7 protein-coding genes are annotated in these 8,775 nt (G+C 34.7%); all 7 read right to left on the bottom strand.

Annotated elements, in window-relative coordinates; translation table 11 throughout:
- Nucleotides 1–718 (bottom strand): ABC transporter ATP-binding protein (locus tag Q5O73_RS08875; RefSeq protein ID WP_302669508.1); only part of this gene is annotated, 718 nt, incomplete at its 3' end.
- Nucleotides 718–2,502, bottom strand: coding sequence for an ABC transporter ATP-binding protein (locus Q5O73_RS08870; RefSeq protein ID WP_302669507.1), 1,785 nt, complete (start codon nt 2,500–2,502; stop codon nt 718–720). The genes Q5O73_RS08870 and Q5O73_RS08875, both read right to left, overlap by 1 nt.
- Complete coding sequence (locus Q5O73_RS08865) at nt 2,495–2,983, bottom strand: MarR family winged helix-turn-helix transcriptional regulator (protein WP_302628879.1); 489 nt, start codon at nt 2,981–2,983, stop codon at nt 2,495–2,497. Before Q5O73_RS08865 ends, Q5O73_RS08870 begins: the two co-directional genes overlap by 8 nt.
- 170 nt (nt 2,984–3,153) lie before the next feature.
- On the bottom strand, nt 3,154–3,732 hold the full coding sequence (gene coaE, locus Q5O73_RS08860) for a dephospho-CoA kinase (protein ID WP_158576780.1): 579 nt from the start codon (nt 3,730–3,732) through the stop codon (nt 3,154–3,156).
- Nucleotides 3,733–3,751: 19 nt separating this feature from the next.
- Entirely contained in the window at nt 3,752–6,400 is a 2,649-nt protein-coding gene (gene polA / locus Q5O73_RS08855; RefSeq protein ID WP_302669506.1) for a DNA polymerase I, read from the bottom strand.
- A gap of 13 nt (nt 6,401–6,413) precedes the next feature.
- Nucleotides 6,414–6,767, bottom strand: a complete 354-nt coding sequence (locus Q5O73_RS08850; protein WP_021953011.1) for a zf-HC2 domain-containing protein — start codon at nt 6,765–6,767, stop codon at nt 6,414–6,416.
- Between the two features lie 92 nt (nt 6,768–6,859).
- Nucleotides 6,860–8,775: heavy metal translocating P-type ATPase (locus tag Q5O73_RS08845; RefSeq protein WP_302669505.1), on the bottom strand; the 1,916-nt coding region annotated here is incomplete at its 5' end.

Below are 8,775 nucleotides of genomic sequence, written 5' to 3'. Positions count from 1 at the left end.
TAACAACTTTCTGTCCTTCCATCATTTCCTCTATATAGCCGTTTACTGCACCAATATCCTTTTGCTGGGAAAGGAAATAACGTCCTGAAAGACCGGTTAATTTCTTTGATACAAAAGATATTAAAGCAATCATAATTAATGTAATAATTGTAAGAGGAATACTTAATGCAAACATACATGCAAGAACACTTACAATAGTAATGGCACTGTTTAACATTTGAGGGAAAGACTGACTTATAAACTGTCTTAATGTATCAATGTCATTAGTATACATGGACATAATATCTCCATGGGAGTGAGTGTCAAAATATTTAATTGGAAGTCCCTGCATGTGGTCAAACATGGCATCCCTTAAGTGTTTAAGGGTACCCTGGGTTACAAAAACCATAAGTTCCGCCTGTATAAGTGATGCAAGAATACCTATAACATAAAAGCCGGCAACTTTGGTCATAGCTCCCACTAAAGGTGCGAAATCCGTACTTCCGGTTTTAACCATAGGGAGAATGTAGTCATCAACTAAAGCCTTCATAAACCATGTTCCCTGAACATTGGCGAAAACACTTCCTATAATACAAAGTAAAACTATAACAAGGTGTACTCCATAATACTTTCCAACAAATTTAATTATCTGTCCCAATATTTTGAAAGGATGATCAATTTTTTGTCTTGGTCCCATATTTCTTCTTCCGGGTCCTTTTACAACTTTTGCCTGAGCCATTATGCTTCCACTCCTTTCTTGTCAAAATCACCATTGTCGTTAGACTGCTGCATATAAACTTCTCTGTAAATCTCATTATTTTCAAGAAGTTCATTATGGGTTCCGATACCATTTATCTTTCCGTCATCTAAAACAATAATTCTGTCTGCATCCATAATACTTGATATTCTCTGGGCAATAATAATTTTAGTTGTATCAGGTATTTCTTCTTTAAATGCCTTTCTTATCCTGCTGTCTGTTAAAGTATCAACTGCACTGGTGCTGTCATCTAAAATAAGAATTTTAGGCTTTTTAAGTAATGCGCGGGCAATACAAAGTCGTTGTTTCTGACCACCTGATACATTAGCTCCACCCTGTTCAATGTGGGTGTTATATTTGTCAGGCATTTTTTCAATAAATTCATCTGCACATGCTAATTTGCAGGCTCTTATACATTCCTCTTCAGTGGCATTAGGATCACCCCATCTTAAATTATCCAAAATACTTCCTGAAAAGAGAACGTTCTTTTGTAATACAACACTAACTTCCTGTCTCAAGGTATCAAGGTCATAGCTTTTTACATCTTTTCCACCTACTAAAAGATAACTTTCGGTGTTTTCATCTGCAGGTGGCTCTATATCATACAGTCTGCTAATAAGATTAACAAAGCTTGATTTGGCACTACCTGTTCCTCCCATAATTCCTATTGTTTCACCGGAATTAATATGAACATTAATATTTTCAAGAATAGGCTTTTCACTGGTTTGATTGTATCTGAAATTAACATTTTTAAATGTAATGCTTCCGTCAGGTACATCGTAATCAGGATTTGTCGGATTAACAATTTCTGCCTTTTCATTTAAAACTTCTGCAATACGTTTACCACTGGATAAACTCATGGTAATCATAACAAATACCATTGAAAGCATCATAAGACTCATAAGTATATTCATGCAGTATGCAAGAAGAGATGTTAAGTTTCCTGTGGTAAGATTTGGAGGAAGATTTCCACCTGCCACAATTGCCTGGGCACTAAGCCAGCTGATTATCAATATACATGAATAAACTGTAGTCATCATAATAGGGGCATTAAGGGAAACAATTCCCTCAGCCTTTATAAACATTTTATATACGTTATAGCTTGCCTTGCTGAATTTCTTTCTCTCGTAATCTTCCCTTACATATGCCTTTACGACACGCATGGCAGTTACGTTTTCCTGTACACTTTCATTTAATTCATCGTATTTTTTAAATACCTGACTGAAATACTTAAATGCTCCACCGGTAATAAATGCAAGGATAATACCTAAAATAATAACTGCTACAAGATAAACACTTGCCATTTTAGGTGATACGGAAAATGCCATAATCATGGCAACAATAAGGCTAAAAGGTGCTCTTACTGCCATTCTAAGTATCATCTGATAAGCATTTTGAATATTGGTTACATCCGTTGTAAGTCTTGTAACAAGACCTGCGGTGCTGAATTTATCAATGTTTGAAAAACTAAATGTCTGAATATTTGCAAACATTGCTTTTCTTAAGTTTTTGGCAAAGCCTGTTGAAGCCTTAGCACCGAATACTCCGCCACCAAAACCGGTAATGAGACCTGCAATGGCAAGTAAAAGCATTATGGCTGATGTAATGTAAATTTTCTTTAAATCTCCGGTTCCTATGGAATCAATAATAACAGACATTAGCAATGGAATGAAATTTTCCACTACAACTTCCGCTAACATACACAGAGGTGTCAATATTGATGCCGTAATATAACCTTTAATATGTTTTCCCAGTGTTCTAATCATGGTTTCTCCTTTCAAATTCTTTTTTCAGGCAGCAAATATCCTGTTCAGATATATCTGTGCCACTTACTAAATTACTATATAATCTTTCAAGATATGCACGAAGTCTTGTAGTTTCATCTGATGAAAAGCCTTTTAACAAAATGGATTCTGTTTCATCCCTTTGTGATGTCATTAATTCAATTTTTTCCATTGCTTTGTTTGTGAGAGTGATATTTTTAAATTTTTTGTTTTCTTCATCCACTGTTATTTCAATAAGGTTTTTTTCACTAAGACGACTAAGGATTCCTGCCATTGTTGAATGTTTGACTTCAAAATGATTTGCTAAATCCTTCTGGGTTATTTTATTGCCACTGTTACAATGCAGATGCAATAAAACGTGCATTTGTGTTGCAGTTATATCTAACTGCTGTAAATTCTGATTCATTCTGATTTTAAATAACTGATCAATCCTTTTTATGATTGGTCCAAAATGTTCATCCATATTTCCTCCTTAAATAATATGAATATGGTAGTGCCTCTACCGTGGGTGTTGGCAATTGGTAGGACACATCCTAAAAATGAATTTTAGTCATTTATATTCCTACTCTAAAAAAAAGATATGTAGCACGCTACATATCTTAACTCTTATAAGAAAATTAGTCAACAAAAAAATTAACAAATTTCCCTATTCATAATTAAATCAATTTGCTCCATTGTGGATGAAGGAGTTGAGGAATTATCAATATATTCATCGGCATAGAAATTGTACTCATCATCATCCGGCTGACTGTTTATTATATCAATTGCCTTTTGTCTTGAATATCCTCTTGAACTAATAAGTCTTCTTATCCGTTCTTCCCTTTCACAGTAAACAAACCAAAGCTCATGACATCGTTTTTCAATGCCTGAGCCTATAAGGATGGCTGACTCAACTACCGTAACATCAGATTTTGATATATCAATTAAACGGTTAATTTCATCAATTGTTCCCGGATGGGTTATGCTGTTTAACAGGTCTAATTTATCCTTGTCATTAAATACTATTTCAGCCAATTTTGTCCTGTCAATATTACCATTATCATTTACTTCAGGAAAGGTACTTAAAACTTTATGGTATACCTTATGCCCCGGTGTCATAATGTCTTTTGCCACTAAATCTGACTTGATAATGTTGGCATTATATTTTTCTTCAAGGTAATCAAGAACAGTGGATTTACCACTTCCTACACCTCCAATTATTCCAATAATCATATGTTTCTTCTTTCTGTATTTAATGTGCCTCGTCCCAATTGTTGCCTTCTTTAACATCAACATCCAAAGGAACATGTAAATTTGCCGCACCTTCCATGTTTTTAACCAAAATATCCTGTACCGTGGAAATTTCATCTTTATATGTTTCTACTAGAAGTTCATCGTGAACCTGTAAAACAATTCTTGATTTAAGGTTGTTCTTCCTTAATTCTCTTTCCACGTTAATCATGGCAATTTTCATAATATCCGCAGCAGTTCCCTGAATAGGTGAATTCATTGCCACACGTTCGCCAAATTGTCTCTGCATGAAATTTCCGGCTTTTAATTCAGGAATAGGTCTTCTTCTTCCGAACATAGTAGTTGAATATCCCTTTTCCTTTGCTTCCTTAACTGAATTATCCAGATAGTTCTTAATTCCCGGATAACTTTTAAAGTAGTCATCAATATATTTTTCAGCCTCTTTTTTGCTGATTGACAAATCCTGACTTAAGCCAAAGGAACTGATTCCGTATACAATACCAAAATTAACTGCTTTGGCATTGCTACGCTGGGTCTTTGTAACTTCATCTAAAGGCACATGAAATACTAAAGATGCCGTTGCCGCGTGTATGTCCTTTGATTCTCTGTAGGCTTCAATTAAATTTTCATCATCAGACATATGGGCAAGGATTCTAAGTTCAATCTGAGAATAATCTGCATCTAAAAATACACAATCATCCTTTGGAACAAAGACTTTTCTTATTTCCCGTCCTAAAGCCATTCTTACAGGAATGTTTTGAAGATTAGGCTCAGTGGAGCTGATTCTTCCTGTGGCTGTTATGGTTTGATTAAATTTACCGTGAATACGGCTGTCGTCTCCAATATACACTGCCAAACCATCAGCATATGTGGATTTAAGCTTTGTAAGCTGTCTGTATTCAAGAATCTTTCTTACAAAAGGATACTCCGGCTCTAATTTCTCAAGAACTGATGCTGAGGTAGAATATCCTGTTTTGGTTTTCTTACCACCGGGAAGACCCATTTCTCCAAAAAGAATTTCTCCTAACTGTTTAGGGGAATTAATATTAAAATCATGACCTGCTTCGTCATATATTTCTTTTTCAAGAATTTTAATGTCTCCGTTTAATCTGTTGCCATATTCCTTTAGTTCTTCCGGTTTAATCATAATTCCGCACTTTTCCATAGAATATAAGGCATAAGTTAATGGAATTTCAATATTGTTATATACATCCCACATATCTGTTTCAATTAGCTTTGACTTTAAAACATCATAAGCCTTATAATTTACAAGGGCATTGTAGCAGCAATAATTAATAACGTTTTCTTCAATTTCATAAGGTGATACCTCACCTTTTTTTACTTTAGGAAAAATTTCTTCCATAGACGGTAATGTAATTCCTAAATAATCCCTTGCAATATCGTCGTAAAGATATGTGTTAGATAAAGGATTAATAAGGTATGCCGCTATTTCCACATCAAAAAGATTAGAGTTTTCGTCATTTTCTAAAATAGTTTTATTAAATATATCGTTATTTTCTTTTATATTGGCAACAGAAATTATGCAATTGGAATTTACAATATCCCTGATATGGAATATAAGATATTCTTTAGTAATAAATCCAAAAACAGGTAAAAAGTAAACTGCATCATCTTCTTTACATATGGAAATACCTGTAATGTCATTGTTTCCATAAATATAAAGTCCTATTTTATCTGCTGCTTTAAGGTTATTAAATAATTCTTCAGCTTTATCAGGCTGGGAAATTTTAACAAAGGAATCCTCATATTTGTTTTCTAATGTAACTCCTGAAAATCTCGGAATCATGCTTTTAAATTCCAGGTGTTTTATCATATCTAATGCATCGGCAGTGTATATATCTTTAAATACACAATCCTCAATCTTGGTTTCAACAGGTGATTTCCTGTTAATTGTGGCAAGAACCTTACTCATTTGTGCCATGTCGTAATGCTCTAATAACGCAGTTTTATTACGCTTGTTACTGATTTCTTCTGCGTGCTCATAGGCATTTTCAATAGAACCAAACTGTTCAATAATGGTTGTGGCACCCTTTTCGCCAATTCCCGGAACCCCCGGTATATTATCGGAAGAATCTCCCATTAATGCCTTAACATCAATAAATTCAACAGGAGTAACCTTATAAAGCTCTTTTACTTCTTCTGTTTTATATTTTTCAACGGTAGTCTGTCCCTTTTTTGTTTTAGGGATGCATATCATAACTTTGTCAGAGGCTAGCTGAAGCAAATCCCTGTCTCCTGAAAATACACATACATCCATTCCTGCATCTTCCCCTATTTTGGACATGGTTCCAATAACATCATCAGCTTCAAATCCCGGCAACTCTATGGTTGTTATATTCATTTTGTGCAGTAATTCCTTAATAACCGGTACCTGTTCTCTAAGTTCAGGAAGCATAGGCTTTCTTGTGCCTTTATAATCCTTAAACATTTCATGTCGGAATGTAAGCTGGTGTACATCAAAAGCTATAGCCAGATAATCCGGCTTTTCATCATCAATTAATTTAAATAATATATTTAAGAAACCAAATACTGCATTGGTGTGTAATCCTTCTGAATTGGTAAAAAGAGGTACTCCGTAGAATGCCCTGTTTAATATGCTGTGTCCGTCAACTAATACTAATTTACTCATTATGCCTCCAAATTTAAATATAGCCATTTTCGTTTAAATAAACAAAAAGAATTGTACAACAAATCATAAAAAGAAAAATGATTATGGATATTTTTCCGGCTTTTTTCATTGTTTTCTGACGTTGAAAGTATTCATCATAAAAGCTTTTTATATTGTCTAACTCTTCTTCGGTATCCGCACCTTCCTCACTGCCCTCCGGTGCAGGTATATCACCTAATCCTCTGTGGATGGTATAGTAAAGAGAAAGCTCTTCGTTACAACTTTTACATGTTTTTGCATGTTCTAAAAATTCTTTTAAATCGTCAGAATAATCAATTTTATCGAAAATAAAATCATTTATCAATTCCTGAAATCTTGTACAATCCATATAAATTCACCTGTTTTTTCACGTAATTATACTGCTATTATTTTACCAAATACACGATAAATGTAAACAGGCATTTTGTTTAGAAGCATTTTTTATTTAACGGATTTTACTTTATAGTCCTTATCCTCTACTGCTTTTGTCAAAATATCATCACTTACTTCTTTATTAAGAGTTACAACGGCACGGTTCTTTTCATGGCTTACTTCTGCAGCCTCCACGCCATCTACTGCTTCTAAAGCATTTTTAACTGTTGCTTCACAGTGACCACACATCATTCCTTCAATTTCCATTTCTTTTTTTAATGAATTATCCATTTTAATTTCCTCCGTTAAATTAATTTTTGATTTATTTGTTTTTTTGATTTTATAAATATCTTTAAGATTAAGCCTTAAAGCATTGGTAACTACACAAAAGCTTGATAAACTCATGGCAGCTGCACCAAACATAGGATTTAGGGTTATGCCAAACATCGGGTACCATACACCTGCCGCAAGGGGAATACCAATTATGTTGTATATAAATGCCCAGAAAAGGTTTTCATGAATGTTTTGCAAAACCTTTTTACTTAAATTAATTGCAGCAGGTACATCCTTTAAATTACTTTTCATAAGAACGATATCTGCGGCATCAATGGCAATGTCCGTACCGGCTCCAATAGCTACGCCTATGTCTGCCTTAGTGAGGGCAGGGGCATCGTTTATTCCGTCTCCTACCATGAGAGTATTTCCTTTTTGGGATAAATCACTAATTACACGTTCTTTTCCCTGAGGTAAAACACCGGCAATAACATTATCTACACCAGCTATTTTGCCAATTGCCCTTGCAGTTTTTTTGTTATCTCCGGTAATCATTACAACATTAATACCCATATCTTCTAATTCTTTTATTGCATATGCACTTTCATCTTTAATAACGTCGGCAATTGCAATAATTCCAAGAAGCATATTTTCATCAGAAACAAAAACAGGTGTTTTTCCCTGAGCTGCCAGCTCCTTTGATAGGGACAAGGATTTTTCGTCAACGTTGATTTTTTCGGAAATATACCTGGCATTTCCGGCGTAATATATTTTGTCCTGTATTTTTCCTAAAAGTCCGTTACCAATAACTGCACTAAATTCCGTCACGTCAGATTTCTCACAATTGTTCTCTTCACAGTATGCTATTACGGCTTTAGCCAGTGGATGTTCACTTTTACTTTCAAGGGAAAATGCAATATTTAAAAGATTTTCCTTTGATGTATCGCTGGTTGTGAAAACATCTGTAATCTGAGGCTTTCCTGATGTAATGGTTCCTGTTTTGTCTAAAGCAACTATTTTGGTTTTGCCTGCATTTTCAAGGGCTGTGGCGTTTTTAAATAAAATACCGCTTTTAGCACCAATTCCATTACCAACCATTATTGCCACAGGTGTTGCAAGTCCTAAAGCACAGGGACAACTGATTACAAGAACTGAAATACCCCTTGCTAAGGCAAATCCAATGTTTTTTCCTGCAATAAGCCATACAATAATAGTTACTAGGGCAATGGCAATAACAACAGGAACAAAAATTCCTGATACTTTATCTGCAATTTTGGCAATTGGTGCCTTAGATGAAGCTGCTTCACTAACCATATTGATTATTTGGGAAAGAGTCGTATCTTCACCTACTCTTTTGGCACGGCATTTTAAAAAGCCTGAACGATTAATTGTTGCAGAAGTAACTTCCGAACCTGATGTTTTATCAACAGGTATACTTTCACCGGTAATTGCCGATTCGTCTACTGCACTTTCACCTTCAATTACAATTCCGTCAACAGGAATACTCTCACCCGGTCTTACTACAAATATACATCCTTTTTCTACCCGCTCAATGGATACGGTTTCCACATATTCATTTCCATTTTCATCTGTTTTTATAATTGTAGCTGTTTTAGGAGCTAAGTCCATAAGACCTTTAAGCGCGTTGGTGGTTTTTCCCTTAGAATAAGATTCCAGCATTTTTCCAACGGTAATAAGGGTAACAATCATTG

It is taken from the genome of Eubacterium sp. AF15-50 (genome assembly GCF_934835595.1).
In the GTDB taxonomy this organism is placed as follows: domain Bacteria; phylum Bacillota; class Clostridia; order Lachnospirales; family Lachnospiraceae; genus Eubacterium_G; species Eubacterium_G segne.
The sequence above is the reverse complement of the archived record's forward strand: the minus strand, read 5'-3'. Positions and strand labels throughout refer to the sequence as shown.